At 62.4% G+C, this 22,612-nt stretch carries 22 protein-coding genes and 2 riboswitches; of the genes, 17 read left to right on the top strand and 5 right to left on the bottom strand.

The annotated features are described in order from the left end of the window. Nucleotides 1-395 precede the first annotated feature (395 nt). Nucleotides 396-1,427: an IS110 family transposase gene (locus tag NHAM_RS18890; protein WP_011508717.1), complete on the bottom strand. Its 1,032-nt coding sequence runs from the start codon at nucleotides 1,425-1,427 to the stop codon at nucleotides 396-398. Between the two features lie 272 nt (nucleotides 1,428-1,699). Between NHAM_RS18890 and NHAM_RS18880 the strand changes: the two genes are divergently transcribed. The 4 genes from NHAM_RS18880 (at nucleotide 1,700) to NHAM_RS18865 (ending at nucleotide 4,902) form a co-directional block, all read left to right on the top strand. After that, nucleotides 1,700-2,311, top strand: a complete 612-nt coding sequence (locus NHAM_RS18880) for a sigma-70 family RNA polymerase sigma factor (RefSeq protein ID WP_041359258.1) — start codon at nucleotides 1,700-1,702, stop codon at nucleotides 2,309-2,311. A gap of 278 nt (nucleotides 2,312-2,589) precedes the next feature. Beyond that, nucleotides 2,590-3,189, top strand: coding sequence for a L,D-transpeptidase (locus tag NHAM_RS18875; RefSeq protein ID WP_011512048.1), 600 nt, complete (start codon nucleotides 2,590-2,592; stop codon nucleotides 3,187-3,189). A 56-nt stretch (nucleotides 3,190-3,245) separates the two neighbouring features. After that, nucleotides 3,246-4,283, top strand: a complete 1,038-nt coding sequence (locus tag NHAM_RS18870; RefSeq protein ID WP_011512047.1) for an amino acid ABC transporter substrate-binding protein — start codon at nucleotides 3,246-3,248, stop codon at nucleotides 4,281-4,283. A 121-nt stretch (nucleotides 4,284-4,404) separates the two neighbouring features. Next, a complete protein-coding gene (locus NHAM_RS18865; protein ID WP_011512046.1) occupies nucleotides 4,405-4,902 on the top strand; it encodes a VOC family protein in 498 nt (165 codons plus the stop codon). A 207-nt stretch (nucleotides 4,903-5,109) separates the two neighbouring features. Here NHAM_RS18865 and NHAM_RS18860 read toward each other — a convergent pair whose 3' ends face one another. Further along, the gene (locus tag NHAM_RS18860; protein WP_011512045.1) at nucleotides 5,110-5,790 is read right to left on the bottom strand and encodes a DUF938 domain-containing protein; all 681 of its coding nucleotides are present in this window, start codon (nucleotides 5,788-5,790) and stop codon (nucleotides 5,110-5,112) included. A gap of 288 nt (nucleotides 5,791-6,078) precedes the next feature. On the opposite strand from NHAM_RS18860, the gene soxX reads away from it, so the two are divergent. From soxX to NHAM_RS18810, 10 genes are all read left to right on the top strand, one after another. Beyond that, on the top strand, nucleotides 6,079-6,417 hold the full coding sequence (gene soxX, locus NHAM_RS18855) for a sulfur oxidation c-type cytochrome SoxX (RefSeq protein WP_049769445.1): 339 nt from the start codon (nucleotides 6,079-6,081) through the stop codon (nucleotides 6,415-6,417). Between the two features lie 26 nt (nucleotides 6,418-6,443). Further along, entirely contained in the window at nucleotides 6,444-6,941 is a 498-nt protein-coding gene (gene soxY, locus NHAM_RS18850) for a thiosulfate oxidation carrier protein SoxY (RefSeq protein WP_011512043.1), read from the top strand. Between the two features lie 24 nt (nucleotides 6,942-6,965). Further along, nucleotides 6,966-7,277 (top strand): thiosulfate oxidation carrier complex protein SoxZ, encoded by a 312-nt coding sequence (soxZ, locus tag NHAM_RS18845; RefSeq protein ID WP_011512042.1) that lies wholly within the window; start codon nucleotides 6,966-6,968, stop codon nucleotides 7,275-7,277. A 29-nt stretch (nucleotides 7,278-7,306) separates the two neighbouring features. Continuing rightward, nucleotides 7,307-8,167, top strand: a complete 861-nt coding sequence (gene soxA / locus NHAM_RS18840; RefSeq protein WP_011512041.1) for a sulfur oxidation c-type cytochrome SoxA — start codon at nucleotides 7,307-7,309, stop codon at nucleotides 8,165-8,167. 8 nt (nucleotides 8,168-8,175) lie between these two features. Continuing rightward, nucleotides 8,176-8,490 (top strand): hypothetical protein, encoded by a 315-nt coding sequence (locus tag NHAM_RS18835; RefSeq protein WP_430707688.1) that lies wholly within the window; start codon nucleotides 8,176-8,178, stop codon nucleotides 8,488-8,490. 246 nt (nucleotides 8,491-8,736) lie between these two features. Continuing rightward, nucleotides 8,737-10,479: a thiosulfohydrolase SoxB gene (gene soxB / locus NHAM_RS18830; protein WP_011512039.1), complete on the top strand. Its 1,743-nt coding sequence runs from the start codon at nucleotides 8,737-8,739 to the stop codon at nucleotides 10,477-10,479. Continuing rightward, entirely contained in the window at nucleotides 10,476-10,937 is a 462-nt protein-coding gene (locus NHAM_RS18825; RefSeq protein WP_011512038.1) for a hypothetical protein, read from the top strand. The genes soxB and NHAM_RS18825 overlap by 4 nt, the downstream gene beginning before the upstream one ends. A gap of 8 nt (nucleotides 10,938-10,945) precedes the next feature. Then, nucleotides 10,946-11,398: a hypothetical protein gene (locus NHAM_RS18820; protein WP_011512037.1), complete on the top strand. Its 453-nt coding sequence runs from the start codon at nucleotides 10,946-10,948 to the stop codon at nucleotides 11,396-11,398. Further along, nucleotides 11,385-11,921 carry a GlcG/HbpS family heme-binding protein gene (locus NHAM_RS18815; protein ID WP_011512036.1) on the top strand — a complete coding sequence of 179 codons (537 nt, stop codon included), beginning with the start codon at nucleotides 11,385-11,387 and terminating at the stop codon, nucleotides 11,919-11,921. Before NHAM_RS18820 ends, NHAM_RS18815 begins: the two co-directional genes overlap by 14 nt. An 89-nt stretch (nucleotides 11,922-12,010) precedes the next feature. Further along, entirely contained in the window at nucleotides 12,011-13,051 is a 1,041-nt protein-coding gene (locus NHAM_RS18810) for an MBL fold metallo-hydrolase (protein ID WP_011512035.1), read from the top strand. 30 nt (nucleotides 13,052-13,081) lie between these two features. Here the strand turns inward: NHAM_RS18810 and NHAM_RS18805 are convergent, their stop codons facing one another. After that, nucleotides 13,082-13,552, bottom strand: a complete 471-nt coding sequence (locus tag NHAM_RS18805; RefSeq protein WP_011512034.1) for a MarR family winged helix-turn-helix transcriptional regulator — start codon at nucleotides 13,550-13,552, stop codon at nucleotides 13,082-13,084. A gap of 131 nt (nucleotides 13,553-13,683) precedes the next feature. On the opposite strand from NHAM_RS18805, the gene NHAM_RS18800 reads away from it, so the two are divergent. Beyond that, nucleotides 13,684-14,130 (top strand): VOC family protein, encoded by a 447-nt coding sequence (locus NHAM_RS18800; RefSeq protein ID WP_011512033.1) that lies wholly within the window; start codon nucleotides 13,684-13,686, stop codon nucleotides 14,128-14,130. A 127-nt stretch (nucleotides 14,131-14,257) separates the two neighbouring features. Here NHAM_RS18800 and NHAM_RS18795 read toward each other — a convergent pair whose 3' ends face one another. Together NHAM_RS18795 and NHAM_RS18790 are read right to left on the bottom strand one after the other, a co-directional pair. Beyond that, complete coding sequence (locus NHAM_RS18795) at nucleotides 14,258-15,433, bottom strand: ribonucleotide-diphosphate reductase subunit beta (RefSeq protein ID WP_041359254.1); 1,176 nt, start codon at nucleotides 15,431-15,433, stop codon at nucleotides 14,258-14,260. Between the two features lie 65 nt (nucleotides 15,434-15,498). Further along, the gene (locus NHAM_RS18790) at nucleotides 15,499-18,399 is read right to left on the bottom strand and encodes a ribonucleoside-diphosphate reductase subunit alpha (protein WP_011512031.1); all 2,901 of its coding nucleotides are present in this window, start codon (nucleotides 18,397-18,399) and stop codon (nucleotides 15,499-15,501) included. A gap of 115 nt (nucleotides 18,400-18,514) precedes the next feature. Beyond that, nucleotides 18,515-18,736, bottom strand: a riboswitch (cobalamin riboswitch). A gap of 187 nt (nucleotides 18,737-18,923) precedes the next feature. On the opposite strand from NHAM_RS18790, the gene NHAM_RS18785 reads away from it, so the two are divergent. Together NHAM_RS18785 and metE are read left to right on the top strand one after the other, a co-directional pair. Beyond that, nucleotides 18,924-19,592, top strand: a complete 669-nt coding sequence (locus NHAM_RS18785) for an epoxyqueuosine reductase QueH (protein ID WP_011512030.1) — start codon at nucleotides 18,924-18,926, stop codon at nucleotides 19,590-19,592. Between the two features lie 46 nt (nucleotides 19,593-19,638). Continuing rightward, nucleotides 19,639-19,842, top strand: a riboswitch (cobalamin riboswitch). A 108-nt stretch (nucleotides 19,843-19,950) separates the two neighbouring features. Next, on the top strand, nucleotides 19,951-22,287 hold the full coding sequence (gene metE / locus NHAM_RS18780; RefSeq protein WP_011512029.1) for a 5-methyltetrahydropteroyltriglutamate--homocysteine S-methyltransferase: 2,337 nt from the start codon (nucleotides 19,951-19,953) through the stop codon (nucleotides 22,285-22,287). Nucleotides 22,288-22,612 lie beyond the last annotated feature (325 nt).

Here is a 22,612-nt window from a genome sequence, read left to right as displayed (position 1 = left end):
GGCGCTCAAAGCCGGTCTCTACGGCTAAAGTCTAACGACGGCCAAATGACCGGAGCATTTTCCGGCTAAGTGGCATCCGGTTAGCGTTAAGAAAATGCTCTCAATCAATACCTTGCACATACTCTGATCGCATATGTGGAACGGCCCGGTTAGCAAGGTATTCGTCGCATAAATCGCCGTCGGACGGTGCAGTCATATGTCCGGCCTAATTGGCGCGGTCCTTAACCGCTGGCCACGATGAGATCCGCGATACCGATCGCCTAATCAAATTCACGCGCTCGAAGGCGCAGTGCGTCAGACGGTCTGGTCGGCATCGAGGTATCGTCCCTCAGGTTCATCATGCTTTGGCACCTTGCCGCTTGATCCCAGCGCGAGACGCCGGAATTCCTTTTGTTCTATGCCCTCGTCATGATCGCGGGTGCTTGGTACGTGCCGCCTTTGACGAGAAGCGCCCAAATCGTGCGGGCGATCTTGTTGGCCAGCGCGACGGCTACGACCTTATATGGTCGCCGTGCCATCAGCGAGATGATCCACGAGGGCAGCTTTACGCCTCTGCGAGCTTGCTTCAGGATCGATGTCGCGCCAACGATCAGCAGCGTGCGCAACTGTTTATTTCCCTGTTTTGATATTCGGCCAAGCCGCTCCTTGCCGCCGCTGGAGTTAGCTCGCGGAGTAATTCCGATCCAGGCAGCAAGATCGCGGCCCGTTTTGAATACCGTGGGATCCTGAATTGTGGCTCGGACTGTCGCGGCGATGATCGGTCCGACGCCTGGGATGCTGGTCAGTCGCCAGGCGGTCTCATCTGCCTTCACTGTCGCGATGATCTTCGTATCGAGTTTCTCGATACGTGCCGTCAGCATCTCGATTTGCTCGGCCATCTCGAGGAGCGCTGCCCGAGCCGCGACTGGGAGACGCGTGTCCTCTGCGTCCCGCAGGACCAGGATGAGCTTCGCGATACTGGTCATGCCCGCGGCGGCGATGATGCCGAGCTCAGCCATATGAGCACGCATTGCATTCGCCGTCTGGCTCCGCTGACGGACGAATAGTTCACGGGTCCTCAGCACCATGCAGGCTGCCTGTTCGGCGGGGGTCTTGATGGGCACGAAGCGCATGGTGGGCCGCGATACTGCTTCGCAAATCGCCTCGGCATCAGCAGCGTCGGTCTTGCTTCGCTTGACGTAGGCCTTCACGTAGGTCGGCGGCATCATCCTGACCGTATGCCCGAGTTGCCCAATGGCATTCGCCCAGTAGTGCGAGCTTGCACACGCCTCGATCCCGACAAGGCACGGGTCGATAGCGCGGAAGAAGTCCAGCACCTGCGATCGCCGCAAGGCTCGGCGGACGACGATACTCCCGTCGTCGGCAATGCCGTGGACCTGAAATACCGACTTGGCCAAGTCTAAGCCGATCGTGATAATCTTCTCCATGGGAACGGTTCCTTTTGTTTCGTGGCGGTTCGCATCACCACGATAAGCACCTTCGGTGCCGCTTCGAAGGGCCGTTCCACACCATCAAAGTCGGTGTCCGCTTTTGCGAAATGGCGCCGGGATTTTGTCGCCGATTGTTTCGTCGGCGGCGGCCGGACGAAACAATTCCCCTTCCGCGAAACCATTTTCCGCTTGTCGTGCAGACGTCCTGAAACCCTGGACGGCTAACAATCGGTCAAACGAAAAAAGGGGAGCCAGTCATGCAACCAGTCATGCAAAACGTCGTTGCGATCAACGCGGCCGCCCGCCAAGGCATTATCGCGGCCCAGGCGACCACAGACGAGATGCTGCTTGAGCGGATTGCCGACGGTGACCGCACGGCGATGCATACACTCTATTTACGCCACAACGTCCGGGTCTACCGTTTCGTGCTGCGCAGCCTGCGCGACGCGACCGCGGCGGAAGACATCGTCAGCCAGGTGTTCCTGGACGTCTGGCGTACCGCCGGCCAGTTCGAAGGCCGTTCGCGGGTGTCGACCTGGCTGCTCTCGATCGCCCGCTTCAAGGCGCTGACCGCGCTACGTCAGCGCCGCCACGAGGATATCGACCAGGAGAATGTCCGCGAAATCGCCGACGGCGCCGACACGCCGGAGACCTCGCTCGATCGCAGCAACGTCAGCGCCATTCTGCGCGCTTGCATCGCCAAGCTGTCGCCTGCGCATCGCGAGATCATTCACCTCGTCTACTATCATGAGAAAACGGTCGAGGAGGCCGGCGAGATCATCGGCATTCCGCAAAGCACCGTGAAGACCCGCATGTTTTATGCCCGCAAGCAGCTCGCCGAGCTTCTGAAAGGTGCGGGCGTCGCAACGCTTGCGGCCTAGGCGGCGGTTTGCGAGCCCAAGCTCCAGCGGGCCGGGTGGAATACCCCTCCGGGCCGGTCTGCATTGCGGGCGCAGCGCTTGCGGTGACCATCGCGGACTCCAGGTCGCTCCGACGTGAAGCCGGAGGCGTCGCGGCGCTGTTTTCTGAAAACTTTAAGATTCCCGGCGGACACCTGGGCTCGCTTGCCATCGCGCCGCCTGAGATTTTATGCTGTACATGATTTGACGAAAACTCTGGCGGCGAGCAGCGGCCGCAAATTCCAGCGAGGAGACAAGCGATGATCGGGTTTCGGCACCTGACCCCGGCGGTTGCTGCTGTGGCCGGCCTGTTGCTCTCGGCCACGCTCGGCTTTGCACAGCAACGGCAGGCTGACGTCGGCGACCAGCCCGGCCTGATCGCCGACGATTCGTTCCAACTCGACCCGGAATACCGCAAGCAGGTGGTACTCTACCGGACCACGGAGCCGCCCGGTACCATCATCATCCAGACCGCGGAACGCCATCTTTATCTCATTCAAGGCAACGGTCGTGCCATTCGCTACGGCATCGGCGTTGGCCGCGAAGGTTTTCAGTGGCAGGGCATCCTCAATATCACGCGCAAGGCGGAATGGCCGGATTGGACCCCGCCGCCGGAAATGATCAAGCGCCAGCCTTACCTGCCGCGCTTCATGGCGGGTGGCCCCGGCAATCCGCTCGGCGCGCGCGCGATGTATCTCGGCACCACGGTCTATCGCATCCACGGCACCAACCGCCCCGACACCATCGGCACTGCGATCTCGTCGGGCTGTTTCCGCCTGGTCAATGCCGATGTCGCCGATCTCTATGACCGCGTTCCGGTCGGCACGCGCGTGATCGTGCGGCAAAAACCCAAGCTTTAACTTAATCGTTACGTCATTCGCGCCGGCATTTTCCGATATTGCGAGAGGGGCTATCCATGCGGACATTTCGAGGCGGTCTCCTGATAGGCCTCGCCATCGCTACCGCCATCGCGGTGATGGCGGTCACCTACGAGCGCTACGACACCAAGACCCTGAAACGGACACTCCGGCGCGACGCCGTGCTGTGCGGCGTCAACACCGGCCTGCCCGGCTTTTCGAATGTGGATGAGAAGGGCAACTGGTCCGGCTTCGACGTGGATTTCTGCCGCGCCGTCGCCGCCGCCATCTTCGACGATCCGGCGAAGGTGAAGTTCGTCCCGCTCGCCGCCGACGAACGCTTCAAGGAATTGCAAAGCCGCAAGGTCGATATTCTCGCGCGCAATTCGACCTGGAGCATGTCGCGCGAGACCAATTTCGACCTCTATTTCCCGGCGGTTGCCTATTATGACGGCGAGGGCTTCATGGTCCGCACCTCGCGCAAGGCTGCCTCCGCGCTCGACCTCGGCGGCACCAAGATCTGCGTGCAGGACGGCACGACCACGAAACTCAACCTTGCCGACTACTTCAAGGCCAACAACCTGACATACGAGGAGATCAAGTTCGGGAAGCTTGAGGACATGCTGAAGGCCTATGACGAGGCCAAGTGCGATGTAGTGACCTCCGACGTTGCCCAACTGTACGCGATGCGCCTGCGGCTGACCAAGCCGAGCGAGAGCTTCATCCTGCCCGATGTAATTTCGAAGGAGCCGCTGGCGCCGGTTGTCCGGCAGCGCGACGACGACTGGATGATGATCGTCAAATGGACGCTCTATGCGATGGTCAATGCCGAGGAACTCGGCGTCACCTCGAAGAACATCGACGAGGCGATGAAGTCGAAGAAGCCCGATGTGATGCGACTGGTCGGCACCGAGGGAGCGTATGGCGAGGCTCTCGGGCTGACCAAGGATTGGGCGGCGCGCATCATCCGCCACGTCGGCAATTACGGCGAGGTCTACGACCGTAATGTCGGCGCCGACTCGAAGCTGAAGATTCCGCGCGGCCTCAATCAGCTCTGGAACGCCGGCGGCATCATGTACGCTCCGCCGTTACGGTAAGCGATGCGCGAGGAGCCGATTGCATCGATGTCACAGGCGGGCTTGATCCGCGTCGATGCCTCCACAAATAGAGGGGACACCGGGCCGAGCCCGGTGAAGGCTTGAGCTACGGAGGCGCGCCATGCCCGATGCATCGATTCCCGTCGCCGCCGGCACCCGGATCGGGCATGTGCATCTCAAGGTCGCCGACCTCGAACGCGCGCTCGGTTTCTACTGCGGCGTGCTCGGCTTCGAATTGACGCAACGCTACGGCGACCAAGCCGCGTTCATTTCCGCCGGCGGCTACCATCATCACATCGGACTGAATACGTGGGAAAGCAAGGGCGGCTCGCCTCCCGCGCCGGGCACCACCGGGCTGTTCCACACCGCGATCCTGTATCCGACGCGCGCCGCGCTGGCCGACGCGCTGCATCGGGTGCGCGAGGCCGGCATTGCCCTCGATGGCGCCAGCGATCACGGCGTCAGCGAGGCGCTGTACTTGCGCGATCCCGACCAGAACGGTGTCGAGCTTTATTGGGATCGGCCGCAACAGGAATGGCCGCGTGATACCGACGGCGGCCTCGCGATGTTCACGCGCCGGCTCGATCTCGACGATCTGATGCGCCAGCGCGAGGCATAGAGCCTTTCCGCTTCTGATGGAATTAGAAGCGGGGCTCCATGATCTTGATTTGACGCGTTTCTTCACGCGAACCGGCACCCATCCTCGGGTCAAGCCCGCGGACATGCTTCGCTCGAAAACGCTAGAGACGCGTTCGCCCCTCACCATAGGAACACAAGGTCGTTGACCGACGCGAGCGCTTCCGCAGGGACAACAGCGCGGCAGTCGTCATCCTGCATGTCGTTCAAACGTCAGGATGAGATTGTTGGCCGGCATGTCGATAAGCTCCGCTAGCTTCAAACCATTGTGCTGCGCCAGCACCGCCATCTCGTCAACATCGCGCACGCCCCATTCGGGATTGTTGTCGCGCAGACTGGTGTCGAACACAGCGTTACTGAGCGCGGTGTGCTTGCCGCCGCGCTTGAACGGCCCGTAGAGAAACAGCCGCCCGTCAGGCCTCAGATAGCGTGCCGCGCCCGCGATCAGGCCCTCGGCGACGCGCCACGGCGCGATATGGATTACATTGGCGCAGAATATCGCGAGCAGCGCGCCGGGTCCGTGACTGTCGCTCATCTCCGCCCGCCACTGCGGATTCGACAGGTCGATCCGCAGTGGCGGGCGGACGTTGGCGAGATTTTCGTGAGCGATCCACGCCGCAATGCTCCGCAGATGATTGTCGTTGAGATCGCTCGGCCACCAGGTGACGCCGGGCGCGTGCTGCGCGAAGAAAACGACATGCTGCCCGGTGCCGCTGCCGGCCTCGACCACGTCGCCGGTCTTGCCGCGCAGGAATTTTTCGAGCACCGCCCAGATCGCGGCATGGTTGCGATGAAACGCAGCGGCGTCGAGACGGTCATCGGATTCCCCGTGCCGGCCGTCCTTGCCGAATTCGACGGTGTAGTCGATCATAAGGCGCCATCCTTCATGCTGCCGAGGGGCTCGTGAACAATGCGACAGGCGTTGCCGGTCGGCAATGCCTCCTGTCGTGATCGCTCCGCCGGAACCGAACCGAGACCTGGCACGGCAGCAAGCCATGCATGAGCGCTTGTGCAAAGGCCGGGGATGTGAAAATTAAGTTCACGGCGGAAGGCAAAGCCCTTACCCCGCGTAACGGCGCGGGCGCCGGATAACGATGCAATCAATAGAGCACCGCAGGAAACGCCTTTGACGATAGTCCCTTTGACGAAGTCCGTCTTTCTGCCGGCGCTGGCGGCAGCCTTGCTGCTCACCGTCACCGTCACGTCTTGTCCTGTGCGGGCGCAGTCCGCCGCCGACGAAGGGCAGAAGCTCGCGCTCGATCGCAGCAAGGGCAATTGCCTGACCTGTCATGAGTTCAAGGGCGGCAACCTGGCCGGGAACGTCGGGCCGGCCCTCACCGACATCAAGAAAAAATATCCGAACCGCGCCGACCTCGTGGCGATCGTCACCGACCAGACCAAGCGAAATCCCCTCACGGTGATGCCGCCGTTCGGACGAAACCACATTCTCACTGACAAGGAAATCGACGCGGTCGTCGACTTCCTGCAAACGCTGTGACCCGGGCCGCGCCCAAGGAGACCCGAATGATCCATCCATTACCTGGCGGCGTCGATGAGGCGCGGCGGCAAATCCTGAAAGGTGCAGCGGTCGTTGCGCTGGCAGGCCTTGCCGGCATCCGCTTCGGGTTTGCGCCCGCGCTTGCCGCCGCCAACGACAAGTATCCCGACGCCGCCTTCAAGGTAAAGGGAGCCGACGGCGCGATCCAGGCGCTCTACGGCAGGGTCGCGGAAAAATCCGATAAAGTCAGGATGGACGCGCCGGAGATCGCCGAGAACGGCGCGGTCGTCCCCGTTTCGGTCACCACGAGCCTGCCCGACGTGACCTCGATCTCGATCCTGGTGGCGGAAAATCCGAACGCGCTGGCCGCGTCGTACCGTATCCCGGCCGGGACGATGCCGAGCGTCGCCAACCGCCTGAAGATGGCGAAGACGGGCAACGTCATCGCGATCGTGGAGGCCGGCGGCAAGCTCTATAGCGCCAGCAAGGAAGTCAAGGTCACCATCGGCGGTTGCGGCGGCTGAGCGAAACGTGAGGGGAAGATAGTCATGGCATCGACAATCCGCGTCCGCGCAACGTCGAGCGGCGATACGACCGAGGTCCAGGCGCTGATCCAGCATCCGATGGATTCGGGTTTCGTCAAGAATTCCGCCGGCGAGCTGATCCCGCCGCACTTCATTCAGCAGCTAACTTTCGAATACGGCGGTAAGCCGGTTTTCATCGCCGACTGGGGGCCGGCGGTCTCGAAGGATCCGTATGTGAAATTCAGCTTCAAGGGCGGCAAGAAGGGCGGCGACCTCAAGATCAGTTGGCTCGACAACAAGGGCGCCTCCGACAGCTTCACGGCAAAGATTCAGTAATGGCGGCGCGCGGCAGGCGGGGAACAGACATGCGATTGACCTTCCGCTCGGCGGTAACGGGATTGGTGCTGGCGACGCTGACATTCGCCGCGGTGCAGATATCTGACGCCGCGGACAGCCCGAATCCGCCAGCCGACCTCAAGGCGTTTCAGAAATACTTCACCGACAAGTTTCCCAAGCTGAAACTGAAGGATTTCGTCAACGGGCCATATTCGATGGACGCAGGCCTGTACAAGCAGTGGAAGGAGAAGGAGGAGTTTCCTCCTTACGAATTCGCGCTCGCCGCTGGCAAGGAGCTGTTCAACAAGCCGTTCAAGAACGGCAAGACCTTCGCGGACTGTTTCCCGAACAAGGGCATCGGCATCCGGCAGAACTATCCTACCTTCGACAAAAAGCAGGGCAAGGTCGTCACGCTCGAACTCGCCGTGAACCAGTGCCTCGAGAACAACGGAGAAAAGCCTTTCTCCTATACCAAGGACGAGATGGCGTCGGTGACGGCCTATATGGCCTTCACCTCGCGCGGCAAGCCGTTCAACATCAAAATTCCGAACGATCCGCGGGCGCTCGCGGCCTATGAAAACGGCAAACGCTACTTCTATACGCGGCGCGGCCAGCTCAATTTCTCCTGCGCAACCTGCCACGTGCAGATACCGGGCGACCATATCCGGGCCGAGGTTCTCGCACCCGCGCTCGGCATTCTCAACGCGATGCCGATCTACCGTTCTGAGTGGGCCGGCATGGGCACGACCAGCCGTCGCTTCACCTCGTGCAACAGTCAGGTACGCGCGGTACCGCTGACGCCGCAGGACGACGAGTACCGTGACCTCGAATACTATCTGTCCTATGTCAGCAACGGTCTGCCGATTTCAGGTCCGGGAGCACGGCCATGAGCAATGGCATGATGCGTCTTACCGCCCTCGTGGTCCTTTCGATGGTCCTGGTCGCCGCGGCGACGGCCGTCCGGGCGGCGAGCACCGAAGCCGACTACAAGGCGGCCTATGCCGCGGCCGAAGCGGCCAACAACGAGGCCGGCAAGCTGCGGAACCAGTGGACCACGGCGGTCAAGGCACTGAAGAATGCCAAGGCCGCTGCCGATGCGGGCGATTTCGACAAGGCGGTCGCGCAATCGAAGACATCCGAAACGTTGTCAAAAGCTGCGATCTTCCAGTTCAACGAGCAAAAGGACGCCTGGAGGAAGCTGGAAATCCGCTGACCGCAGAATCTCGGCTCTCGCCCCTTCATTTCGTCATGGCCGGGCATAGCCGTTCGAACAATGGCGTCGCTTCGTTGGCCTATGCCCCGGCCATCCAAGCCTTTACTTTTCGAAACGTGCCTTTCTCTTCGAGAGGGATTTAAGACGTGGATGCCCGCGACGTCTGTGCGACGACGCGCTTCGCACTTCTGCGCGGGCATGACGTTGTGCCGAGATGAACGCGTTTCATTTGTCCGAAAGCATCATATGATCATCCGCCGCCGCGACCTCCTGAAAGCCGTCGGCGCCGCCGGCCTCTCCGGCGCGCTGCCGCGCATCGCCCGCGCGGCCAGCGATCCCGCGGTGTATGATCTCGCCGGCTTCGGCAACGCCCGCATCCTGCACATCACCGACACCCACGCGCAGTTGTTGCCGGTGTTCTTCCGCGAGCCTGGAGTCAATCTCGGCATCGGTACGATGCAGGGGCAGCCGCCGCACCTGGTCGGCCGCGCCTTCCTCGATCGCTTCCGGATCAGGCCCGGCAGCGCCGACGCCTACGCCTTCACCTGCCTGGGTTTCGAGAAATCGGCCGCGCGTTTCGGCAGGCTGGGCGGCTTCGCCCACCTCAAGACGCTGATCGACCGGCTGCGCGGCGAGGCCAAGCCGAACAATTCGCTGCTGCTAGACGGCGGCGATCTCTGGCAGGGCTCCGGGCTTGCCAACGCCATGCGCGGCGCCGACATGGTGGACGCCGCCAACCTGCTCGGCATCGAAGCGATGACCGGCCATTGGGAATTCACCTACGGCGAAAAAACGCTGCGCGACAACCTCTCCCGCTTCAACGGCGAATTCCTGGCGCAGAATGTTTTTCTCACCGAGGAGGCCGCGTTCAACGACACGCCGGCCTTCGACGCCGCCTCGGGTCGTGTGTTCAAGCCGGCGACGATCAAGCAACTCGGCGGCCATCGCGTCGCCGTGATCGGTCAGGCGTTTCCCTATGTGCCGATCGCGCATCCGAAACGCTTCACGCCGGACTGGACCTTCGGCATTCGCGACGAGGAATTGCAGAAGCTGGTCCGGTCGCTGCGCGATGTCGACAGGGTCGATGCGGTCGTTCTGCTGTCGCACAACGGCATGGATGTCGATCTCAAGCTCGCAAGCCGCGTCAGCGGCATCGACGTCATCCTCGGCGGCCATACCCACGACGCCGTGCCGCAGCCGATCGCTGTCAGCAATGCCGGCGGCACGACGCTCGTCACCAATGCCGGCTCGAATGGAAAATTCCTCGGCGTGCTCGACCTCGAGCTTGCCAAAGGCAAGGTGCGCGACGTACGCTACCACCTGCTGCCGGTGTTCTCCGAGCTGCTCAAGCCCGATCCTGCGATGGAGGCTCTGATCGAGACAATGCGCGCGCCTTATGCGGCGGCCTATGCCCGGAAGATCGCGACCACGAATCGTCTGCTCTATCGTCGCGGCAATTTCAACGGCACCATGGACACGCTGATTTGCGACGCGCTGCGCGGTGCATTCGATGCGGAGATCGCGCTGTCGCCGGGCTTCCGCTGGGGCACCAGCGTGCTACCGGGACAGCCCGTAACGATGGACGACGTGCTCGCGGAAACCGCCTGCACCTATCCCGAGACTTACGTCCAGAGCATGACCGGCGGCCAGATCAAGGATATTCTGGAAGACGTCTGCGACAACCTCTTCAACCCGGATCCTTACTACCAGCAGGGCGGCGACATGGTTCGCATCGGCGGCCTGTCCTATAGTTGCGCGCCCACGGAGAGCGTCGGCCATCGTATCTCGGACCTGACGCTGGAGGATGGGCGGCCACTCGAGGCCGGCAAGAGCTACAAAATCGCCGGCTGGGCCTCGGTCAACGAACAGAAGGGCGCACCGGTCTGGGATGTCTTCGCCGAGCATCTGCGCGCCGGCGTCACAAGCGAGGTCCGCCGCGATAGCGTGACGCTGAAAGGCGTCGACGGCAATCCGGGCTTGGCCGGATGACCGACAGGCTGACGCGAAGAGGCGCGCTGGCAGCGGCGGTCACGCTGACGCTGCTGCCGCTTACGCTGCGTGCCCAGCCTGCCCCGCTACCCGACAAACCTTTCGCCGAGCATCGCGTCGTCCTGCAATTGTCCGATGACGACTCGAAAAAGCAGAGCCTCGTCCTCAGCGTCGCCAACAACCTGATCAAAGCCTACGATCCCGACAGGATCGCCATCGAGGTAGTCGCCTTCGGCCCGGGCATCGATTTACTGCGGACGGAGAACGCCAGCCGGACCCGCGTCGAGAGCCTGATTGCGCAGGGAGTCAGGTTCGACGTCTGCGTCAATACGCTCGACACCATCGAGCGCGAGACCGGCAAGCGGCCGGCCATCATCCCCTCCGCGACGCCGGTTCAGGTCGGCGTTGGCCAAATCCTGTCGCTCACGGAAAACGGTTACACTCTGGTCAGACCATAGGAGGTTTCATGCGCCGGTTTCTTCGCCATCTCGTCGCCGCCGCGGGCCTGTTGCTCGCGTTTACCTCGAATGGTTCCGCCGCCGAGCCGAAGCATCGCCTGGTGATCCAGGTCGACCAGAACGATCGGAGTACCATGGACTTCGCGCTGACCAACGCCACCGACGTGATCGGGTACTATCGCGGCATGAATCAGGCGGTGGTCGTCGAGATCATGGCATGCGGACCGGGCCTCCACATGCTGCGCGAAGACACCTCGCCGGTGAAGGAGCGCATCAAGCGTATCCGGGAGAAAGCATCTCCCAGCAAGATCCAGTTCTCGGCCTGCAACAACACCAAGCTGGACATGGAGAAGAAGGAAGGCCATCCACTCCAGATGTTGCCCGGAACGACGGTCGTGCCCCTGGGCGTGGTGCGACTGATGGAGTTGCAGGAACAGGGCTGGAGCTATGTGCGGCCGTAATCGAGGCCGCGCAGCGAACGCGCTGAAGCGCCGCGCATTTGCGGCAGCCGTGACGGCCGTGATAGCGGCCTCGTCGGCCCGTGCCGGCGACGATGCGCTCGTCACCTATAAGTCACTGGCCCCGGACGTCGCGCTGGAGGCTGCGCAGGCCGCGCTGAAGACATGCCGCGACACCGGATATCAGGTTGCCGTGGCCGTGGTCGATCGCTTCGGCCAGCCGCAGGTGCTGCTGCGCGACCGTTATGCCGGCCTGCCCGCGGCCGACATCGCCACCGCCAAGGCCTATACGGCGCTGAGTTTTCGCCGCGACACCTCCGAACTGGCGAAAATGGTGCGGAACGGCCAGATCGACGCCAGCCTGGCGCGATTGCCGCGCATCGCGATGCTGGCCGGCGCGCTGATAATCGAAACCGGCGGGACGCTTGTGGGCGGCATCGGCGTCTCCGGCGCACCCGGCGGCGACAAGGACGAGGCCTGCGCCAGAGCGGGTCTGGACGCGATCCGCGACAAACTGGATTTCTGACCGGTTGTAATCGCACGCAGGCAGCATAAATCCGCTACGATACCGCACGCGCAAGGAATATATGCGCCTGAAATCAGGGTCGCACGATCATGATCTTTCGCCAGCTGTTCGACAGCGTCTCCGGGACCTACAGCTACCTGATGGCAAGCCGCGCCGGTGGCGAGGCGCTGATCCTTGATCCGGTGCTGGAAAAGGTCGACCGTTACTGCCAGTTGCTGCGCGAACTCGACCTCAAGCTGGTGAAGGCCATCGACACGCATCTTCATGCCGATCACGTCACCGGGCTCGGCGAGCTGCGCGATCGCACCCATTGCGTCACCGTGATGGGCGAACAGACCAAGGCCGACGTGGTCTCGATGCGGGTCAGCGACGACGACACCATCAAGATCGAAGGCATCGGCCTCGACGTGATGTATACGCCGGGTCACACCGACGATTCCTACAGTTACCTGATGGGCGATCGCGTCTTCACCGGCGACACGCTCTTGATCCGGGGCACCGGCCGCACCGATTTCCAGAACGGCAGCGCGCGGGCGCAGTACGATTCGATCTTCAACCGGCTCTTGAAGCTGCCTGACGACACCCTGGTGTTCCCCGCGCACGACTACAAGGGCGACACGGTCTCCACCATCGGCGAGGAGAGGCGCTACAACCCGCGGCTTCAGGTGCGCTCGGTGGATGAATACATCGAGGTGATGAACAACCTGAAATTGCCGAACCCGAAGCTGATGGACGTGGTGATCCCGGCCAACATGCATGTCGGCCTCAGGCAGGACGATCTGGCCAAGCAGGGTCTGGCGCTGACGCCGCGCGAGGCGATCAATCGGCTCGGCCAACCCGACATCCTGCTGGTCGATCTCCGCGAAGCCCACGAACGCACCAAGCATGGCACGCTGGCCGGCGCGCTGCATGCGCCCTATCCCGACATCGCCGACAATCTGAAACCCGGCGGCATGCTGCGCGAGGTCGCCGCCGCGACCGGGCGTCGCATCGTGTTCTTCTGCGCCTTCGGAGAGCGTTCGGCCATGGCCGTCACCGCAGCAAAGGACGCCGGCCTGACCAACGCGGCGCATATCGAGGGCGGAATCGATGCCTGGAGGAAGGCCGGCGGACCGGTGGTCGCAGGCTGAAAGGGGGCCCGCTGCAACGCCGTGCCGGCATTACCCGGCGACACCGTTGCGATCGTCGGATTTCGAAAGAATATTGAGTTCGAAGCGCAGGCGATCCGGGTCTGACAGTTCCTTTTCGATCTCCGCATGAAGATGCCGCCAGATCGGCACCGCCTCGGCTAGAACCGCCCGGCCAACCGGCGTCAGCCGCAGCAATCGGGCGCGCTTGTCGGTTGGATCGGTCGCCGTCTCAATGAGGCGGCGGCGCTCCAGTGGCTTGAGATTGGCAGTCAGGGTCGTCCTGTCCATGGCCAGTAGCGTCGCCACGCTACCGAGGTTCGGTGGCTTCGGCCGGTTGAGCGACATCAGCAGGGAGAACTGCCCGCTGGTGATGCCGGCCGGCTTCAACGCGATATCGAAGCGGCGTGCGACCGCGCGCGCTGCCCTCTGGGCATGCAGGCACAGGCAGGTGTCGCGCACCAAAATCGTGGTCTCGAACGCAGGATCGGAACGCATACGCATCGGGAGGGTTGACGTCCATTCAATAGTCCAGTTACGTTGATATCAACTTACATGAGGGGCCGTCAATCGGTGCCGGCAATCGCTCCCAAGGATCCGACGAGTCAAAACCCAAGTCAGATAAGGAGACAGCCATGAAGATCGTGACCAGCCTTAGCTTTCGGGGCCAGTGCCGCGAGGCATTCGAGTTCTACGCCAAAGTCCTCGGCGGGACGATCAAGGCCGCCATACCCTATGGCGATGCGCCGCCGGGCATGCCGATCACCGAAGAGAAGTACAAGACCTGGCTGATGCATTGCTGGCTCGACGTCGGCGATCAGGCGCTGATGGGCGCCGATATGGATGTCGGATGGGCATCCAACATCGACAAACCCAAAAACGGTTTCGACGTCACCCTGCACACCGGGGACATGGCCGAGGCCCGGCGCTGGTTCGATCAACTGTCCGAAGGCGGCAAAGCAGGCATGCCGTTCGGCGAAACCTTCTGGTCGCCCGGCTTCGGCAGCCTGATCGACAAGTTCGGCGTCCCCTGGATGGTCAACGTCGTTCCATCGGCCGACTGGAAGCCGCCACAGGGCTAATCGCATGCTCGGGCAACGGCGATAGAAAAACGGAATCGGATGTCGGCACCGACGGTACTGATGTGTCGTTGAGACATTGGCAGATGGCTGTAGCGTAGAGCCTTCTGTCGGTGTTCTGCGATCGCCGTCAATCCCACGCAAGCGCGCCGCCGTTCTGGTATTCGATGACACGGGTCTCGAAGAAGTTCTTCTCCTTCTTCAGATCCATCGCCTCGCTCATCCACGGGAACGGATTGTCGGCTTCCGCGAACACTGGCGCGAGCCCGAGCTGGGCACAGCGCCTGTTGGCGATGACGTGCATGTACTGCTCACAGAGCGCGGCGTTGAGACCGAGGAACCCGCGCGGCATGGTGTCTCGCCCATACGCGGCTTCGAGCTCGGCGGCATTCTTCAGCATGGCGCGCACCTCCTCCTGGAAAGGCTTGCTCCAGAGATGCGGGTTCTCGATCTTGATCTGGTTGATGACGTCGATGCCGAAGTTGAGATGAATCGACTCGTCGCGCAGGATGTACTGATACTGCTCGGCGATGCCGACCATCTTGTTGCGCCGGCCGAGCGAGAGGATTTGTACGAAGCCGGTATAGAACCACATTCCTTCGAACACGACGTAGAACGCGACGAGGTCGCGCAGGAACGCCTGATCCGCTTCCGGCGTGCCGGTCTTGAAGCCGGGGTCGTCGAGATGCCGGGTGTGCTTGAGCGCCCAGGCCGCCTTATCCGTGATCGAGGACACCTCGCGATACATGTTGAACAGCTCGCCTTCATCGAGACCGAGGCTTTCGACGATGTACTGGAAGGTGTGGGTGTGGACGGCTTCCTCGAAGGCCTGCCGCAGCAGATATTGCCGGCATTCCGGGTTGGTGAGGTGGCGGTAGATCGCCAGCACGATGTTGTTGGCGACGAGCGACTCGGAAGCCGCGAAGAATCCGAGATTGCGCTTGACCATGCGCCGCTCATCGTCGGTCAGGCCGTCCTTGCTCTTCCACAGCGCGATGTCGGCCTGCATCGACACCTCGGTCGGCATCCAGTGATTGTTGCAGCCGGAGAGATATTTCTCCCAGGCCCAGCCGTACTTGAGTGGCAGGAGCTGGTTCACGTCGGCGCGGGCGTTGATCATTCGCTTGTCATCGACGCGCACCCGGCCGCCGGAGCGATCGATAGCGCCGAGCCCGGTGGCGTCGGTGGGGGTGTCGGTCATTGTCACGCGAGGTGATGAATCAGACGCCACGTTGTTATGCGCAAGCGCCTGCGGCGCAACGGGTCGTGCCGATGCGGAAGGCGAGGTGTCGGACCAGTCGAGCATGATGGTGTTCCTGAATTGTTTTTCTTTCGTGATGGCCGCGACGAGCGCGGGCATGACGGTGAGGCTTACTGACACGCTTCGCAGGTGGGGTCGTCGATCCGGCAGGCTTTCCAGCCGTCGCTCTCGGCGACGCTGGCGGCGTGACCATTCAAGGGTGCTGTCGATACCGAGGCCGAGACCGCGTTGAGTTTGCCGTCGGTGACTTTCAGGGTGGATTTCTCGACGTGGGTCGCCGAGCGCGAGCGCAGGTAATAGGTCGTCTTGAGGCCGCGCTTCCAGGCATGGCGATAGAGCGCGTCGAGCTTCTTCCCGCTCGGATCGGCGATGTAGAGGTTGAGCGACTGCGCCTGGTCGATCCATTTCTGCCGGCGCGCCGCGGCGTCGATCAGCCAGGCCGAGTCGATCTCGAAGGCGGTGGCATAGAGCGCCTTGAGATCGTCGGGGACGCGGTCGATCCGGCTCAGGCCGCCGTCGAAGTATTTGAGGTCCGAGATCATCACCTCGTCCCATAGCCCGCGCGCCTTGAGATCGCGCACGAGATGCGCGTTCACCACGGTGAAATCGCCGGACATGTTGGATTTGACGTAGAGGTTCTGATAGGCGGGCTCGATCGATTGCGAGACGCCGCAGATGTTGGAGATCGTCGCGGTCGGCGCGATCGCCATGCAGTTCGAATTGCGCATGCCGACGGTCATGACGCGCTGGCGCAGCGCCTCCCAGTCGAGACGGCTGGAACGGTCGAGGTCGATCGGCGCGCCGCGCGCTTCATCGACGAGCGCAAGCGAATCGAGCGGCAGGATGCCCTTCGACCACAGCGACCCCTGATACGAGGGATAGCGGCCACGCTCGGCCGCGAGATCGACCGAGCCGGAGATGGCCCAGTACGAAATCGCCTCCATGCTCTCGTCCGCGAAGGACACGGCTTCATCGCAGGCATAGGGCAGCCGCAGGATGTTGAGCGCATCCTGAAAGCCCATGAGGCCGAGTCCGACCGGCCGGTGTCGCAGGTTCGAGGTCCGCGCCTCCGGGATCGTGTAGAAGTTCACGTTCAGCACGTTGTCGAGCATCCGCATCGCGGTCTTCACGGTACGCGCGAGGTGCGCATGGTCGAGCTTGCCGTCGTGCAGGTGGTTGACGAGATTGACTGAGCCGAGATTGCACACCGCCACCTCGGTGTTCGACGTGTTGAGCGTGATCTCGGTGCAGAGATTTGAGGAATGCACGACACCGCAATGCTGTTGCGGCGAGCGCAGGTTGCACGGATCCTTGAAGGTGATCCAGGGATGTCCGGTCTCGAACAGCATGGTCAGCATCCGCCGCCACAGGTCGACGGCGCGAACCTGCTTCGTCACCCGCATCTCGCCGCGCGCGGCCTTCCCTTCATAGTGGGCGTAGCGTTCTGCGAAGGCCTTGCCGGTGAGATCGTGGAGGTCCGGCGTCTCGTTCGGAGAGAACAGCGTCCACACGCCATCCTCCTCGACCCGCTGCATGAAAAGATCCGGCACCCAGTTGGCGGTATTCATGTCGTGGGTGCGGCGGCGGTCGTCGCCGGTGTTTTTCCGCAGATCGAGAAATTCCTCGATGTCGATGTGCCATGTCTCAAGGTAGGCGCACACAGCGCCCTTGCGCTTGCCGCCCTGGTTGACTGCGATCGCGGTGTCGTTCGCGACCTTCAGGAACGGCACCACGCCCTGGCTTTCCCCGTTGGTGCCCTTGATGTGCGCGCCGAGCCCGCGCACCCGCGTCCAGTCGTTGCCGAGGCCGCCGGCATATTTCGAGAGCAGCGCGTTGTCCTTGATCGCCTTGAAGATGCCGTCGAGGTCGTCGGCGACGGTGGTGAGGAAGCAGGATGATAGCTGGGCGCGCTGCGTCCCGGCGTTGAACAGCGTCGGCGTCGAGGCCATGAAGTCGAACGACGAGAGCAGATTGTAGAACGCGATCGCCTTGTCTTCCCGGTCGATTTCCCGGAGCGCGAGGCCGCAGGCAACGCGCATGAAGAACGCCTGCGGCAGTTCGAAACGGGTGCCGCGAACATGCAGGAAGTAACGGTCGTAAAGGGTCTGGAATCCGAGATAGTCGAACTGGAGGTCGCGCTCCGGCTTCAGTGCGGCTGCAAGTCGGTCGAGGTCGAAGCGGCCGATCTCGGGATCGAGCAGTTCGTTTTCAATGCCGGTCTGCACATAGCCAAGGAAATACTCCGCGTAGCGTCCCGTCATTTCCGCCTGGGTCGCCTGCTCCGGTCGCCCGGCAATGAGGCTCAACGCCTCGCGGCGCAGCTTGTCGAGCAGGAGGCGCGCGCTCGCCTTGGCGTAGTCCGGGTCGGTCTCGACCAGCGTGCGCGCTGCGAGGATCGGCGCCAACGCCAACTCATCCGCGCTGATGCCGTCATAAAGGTTGCGATGGGTTTCGGTCAGAATGGCCTCGGCCGAGACACCCTCAAGTCCAGCACAGGCCTCCTCCACCACGGCGGCGAGGCGCCTGGTGTCGAGGGGCGCCATCGACCCGTCGACCGACTTCATCCGCAGCGCCGGCGTCGCGGCTGCCGCGTTGCTCTTCTTTGCATTCGACTCCTGCGCCTTGGCCCGTTCGCGTGCGCGCTCCTCGCGATAGAGCACGTAGGCGCGCGCGACCTTGTGATGCGCGCTCCGCATCAGCGCGAGTTCGGCCTGATCCTGAATATCCTCGATGTGGAAGGTGCGGCCCGCGTCGGAGCGCCGCGTCAGGCTGGCGACGATCTGGTCGGTCAGCTCGGTGACGATGTCGTGGACCCGGCGCGAAGCAGCGGCGCTGTTGCCCTCGACCGCGAGAAACGCCTTGGTCAACGCGACGGCGATCTTCGAGGAATCGAACGGCGATACCGACCCGTTGCGTCGGATGACCTGATACGCGGGTTCGCTGGACGGCATCGCGGCCGCAGCAGGCAAAGACGGACGTTCGGCACGCGCAGCTTCGGTTGCGAGAGACATCGGCTCAGGACCCCAGTTTGGTTGTGAGCCGGGGCCGAGCGGAGACGCGGGCAGGGACATGCCGCGGCAGACGCCGCGATCCTGCCACGCGATCCACCGGGACACCCCGCCCAGGGACGTTTTTGTTGTCGCGGCAGATCTACTGGCTTGCGGGTCTAGGCGTCGGTCCGGTCTTCCCAGGGCCTTGCGGTCCCAGTGACACAATAATGGACTTCAGCTCGCCGCTTACAGTTGCGGGGGCAGCGCCGGCATTGCCCGCCATTAAGACTCGGGCGCACCGGCTTCCCTCTTAGCTCTCGATTTTGCGACTCGAGAGACCGTGACCACCATATCTAGTATATGTATCGAATTATGTGTCAACAAATAGTTTTAGAATCCGACCCCTCAATCTCGTAATTCACAGTCCGGCGAAAAACCCTGTGCAACTATCGATCTGCTCGACCCTTGACGCTTCGATCGTACAGACCATTATCCCCGGAGATATGCCGCGGCGTTTTGCTCGCGTCTCAACCGTCGAGGCTGCCGTGAACGAATTCATCCGACCGAACCTGACGCCCCCAAACGGGCAAAAGAAGGTGCTTCTGCATTCCTGTTGCGCGCCTTGCTCGGGCGAAGTGATGGAAGCGATGCTGGCCTCGGGGGTCGATTACACGATCTTCTTTTATAACCCCAACATCCATCCCCTGAAGGAATACCTCCTGCGCAAGGACGAGAACGTCCGCTTCGCGGAGAAGCACGGCGTGCCGTTCGTCGATGCCGATTACGACAAGGACAACTGGTTCGCCCGTGCCAAGGGGATGGAGTGGGAACCCGAGCGCGGCGCGCGCTGCACCATGTGTTTCAACATGCGCTTCGAGCGCACCGCGCTGTATGCGCATGAGCACGATTTTCCCGTGATGACATCGTCGCTCGGTATCTCGCGATGGAAGAACATGGCGCAGATCAATGACTGCGGCCATCGCGCGGCCGGACGCTATGACGGCCTGTCGTACTGGGATTTCAACTGGCGCAAGGGCGGCGGGTCGCAGCGGATGATCGAGATCAGCAAGCGCGAGGAATTCTATCAGCAGGAGTATTGCGGCTGCGTCTATTCGCTGCGCGACACCAATCAACACCGCAGGGATCAGGGCCGTCCGCCCGTCGTGATCGGCACGCAATTCTACCGGAGCAACGAAGATCCGGATTCGACATAAAGTTTTTTCTTTTCTTATGGCCGGTTGACGGCCCTTTGACGCTGGCCCATAGGTTGGTTGTCGAGGTTCTCCGGGTATTCATGCTTGGAGCTAAGAGGGAAGCCGGTGCGCTCTTGAGCAAGACCGGCGCTGCCCCCGCAACTGTAAGCGGTGAGCCGTGGTCCATCATGCCACTGGGTGTTGTCCCGGGAAGGCCGGACCAAAGCTGAGACCCGCGAGCCAGGAGACCTGCCCCGGCAACATAGTCGTCCTCGGGCGGGGTGTCCCGGTGGTGCGGTTGCGGTCTCGATGGCGGCTCGCCGCCAGGATTCCCATGCCGCGTCGCTAAGGCCCAGCCCCCAACATATGGGGTTAAGCCGTGTCTGTTTCCTCTCTTCCTGTCGCCACGCTCGGTACACCGCGCATCGGTCCGCGCCGCGAACTGAAAACCGCGCTCGAAAGCTACTGGTCGGGCAAATCCAGCGAATCCGCTTTGCTCGAAGCGGCGGCCGGATTGCGCGCCGCGAACTGGGCGCGCCAGAAATCGCTCGGCGTCACCGTCATTCCGTCGAACGATTTCACGCTCTACGACCATGTGCTCGACACTAGCGTCATGGTCGGCGCGATACCGGAGGTCTACGGGTGGAAAAGCGGGCCCGTGCCGCTCGCAACCTATTTCGCGATGGCGCGCGGCGCCCAGGGCGAAGATAGCGATCCGTCCTGCGCGCATGGTCATCACGGCGGCGATCACGCTCATGGCGCGCCGGCGCAGGAGATGACCAAGTGGTTCGACACCAACTACCACTACATGGTCCCCGAATTCAGCAAGGGCCAACGGTTTCAGCTCTCTTCGCTCAAGGCCGTCGATGAATATCGCGAGGCCAAGGCTCTCGGCTATCAGACCCGGCCGGTGCTGCTCGGCTCCGTCACCTATCTGAAACTCGGCAAAAGCAAAGACACGAGTTTCGATTCCCTGTCGCTGCTTCCAGATCTGCTTCCGGTCTATATCGACATGCTCCGGCGCCTTGCCGCTGAAGGCGCCGACTGGGTGCAGATCGACGAGCCTTGTCTCGTTCTCGATCTCGATGATGCGACCCGCGATGCGCTATGCAAGACTTACGAACAACTTGCACAGGCGCTGCCAAACTTGAAAATCATGCTGACCACCTATTTCGGCGGCGTCAGCGACAACCTCGATACCGCACTATCGCTGCCGGTCCCGGGCCTTCACATCGATCTTGTCCGCGCTCCGGAACAACTCGAAACGGTGGCGGCAAAGGCGTCGCGAGGTCTGGTTCTGTCGCTCGGCGTCATCGATGGCCGCAACATCTGGCGCGCCAACCTGCCGGCGCTGCTCGACCGGCTTGAGCCGGTGGTCGCCAGGCGTGGCGCTGATCGTGTGCAGATCGCGCCGTCCTGCTCGCTTCTGCACGTGCCGATCGACGTGTCGCTTGAGACCGGTCTCGACGCGGAGTTGAAGAGTTGGCTCGCCTTCTCTGTGCAGAAGATGGGTGAACTGGCAACGCTCGGCGAAGCTCTGGCCAAAGGCCGCGCTTCGGTGGGCGATGCGCTGGAGGCATCTGCAAACGCCGCGGCGGCGCGCAAGACATCGCCGAAGGTCCATGATGCCAGGGTCGCAGCACGGACCGCAGCCATCACGCCCGACATGACGAGGCGCAAGAGCGCCTTCGCAGGCCGTGCCAAGCTGCAGCACGAACGCTTCGGCCTCCCGTCGTTCCCGACGACCACGATCGGCTCGTTCCCGCAGACCGCCGAGGTCCGCAAGGCGCGTTCGGCGCACGCCAAAGGCATGATGAGCGATGCCGACTACGAGAAGTTCCTGCAGGAGGAGACGGCCCGAACGATCCGCTGGCAGGAAGACATCGGTCTCGACGTGCTCGTGCATGGCGAGTTCGAGCGCAACGATATGGTTCAGTATTTCGGGGAGCAACTTTCGGGATTCGCCTTCACCAGGTACGGCTGGGTTCAGAGCTACGGCTCGCGCTGCGTCCGCCCGCCGATCCTGTTCGGCGACGTGTCCCGGCCCGAACCGATGACCGTCGGCTGGTGGAAATACGCTCAATCCCTGACCGCGAAACCGATGAAGGGCATGCTCACCGGCCCCGTCACCATTCTCAACTGGTCGTTCGTGCGCGATGACGTGCCGCGCAGCCTTGCCTGCCGGCAGATCGCGCTCGCGATCCGTGACGAGGTCGCTGGCCTGGAAACGGCCGGCGCATCCATGATCCAGATCGACGAGGCCGCGCTGCGCGAGGGTCTGCCGCTGCGCCGATCGGAATGGAAGACGTATCTCGACTGGGCCGTCGAATGTTTCCGTCTGTGCGCGAGCGGCGTCGCCGACGCCACCCAGATCCACACCCACATGTGCTATTCGGAGTTCAACGACATCATCGACGCGATCGCGGCGATGGATGCCGACGTCATCTCGATCGAGACGTCGCGCTCCAAGATGGAGCTTCTCGACGCCTTCAAGGATTACAAATATCCCAACGAGATCGGCCCCGGCGTCTACGACATCCACTCTCCGCGCGTGCCGGCGGTTGACGAGATGACCGGCCTGCTCAAACTCGCGCGCCAACGCCTTTCCGACGGCCAACTCTGGATCAATCCGGATTGCGGACTGAAGACCCGCAAGTGGGAGGAGGTCAGGCCGGCGCTTGTCAACATGGTGGAGGCGGCGAGACTGATGCGTTAGAGCATTGTTCGATCATGCTGGATCATCGAGGCATGTCCAGTTCCGTCATGGCCGGGCGCGAAGCGCGCCTTCGCGCAGATGCCCGGCCATCCGCGTCTTTCTTCTAGGCCGTAGAGACGATTTAACGGAATTGGGATTCCGACGGAGGCGCAAATCAGATTCGACGCTTGCGCCACCGTTAATTAGCATGATCGCCTTTAGTGTCTCGGTGCCGCTACTTACAACGGCGAGATTGGCGGCCTTTCCAAACGCGGTCTCGTGCGTTTTTCGGCAATGGCGAGGCGCAGTTTTTCATATTCGTCAGGCGTCATTATTCGTTGATATC

Origin of the sequence: Nitrobacter hamburgensis X14 (assembly GCF_000013885.1) — a bacterium.
Taxonomy (GTDB): domain Bacteria; phylum Pseudomonadota; class Alphaproteobacteria; order Rhizobiales; family Xanthobacteraceae; genus Nitrobacter; species Nitrobacter hamburgensis.
The sequence above is the reverse complement of the archived record's forward strand: the minus strand, read 5'-3'. Positions and strand labels throughout refer to the sequence as shown.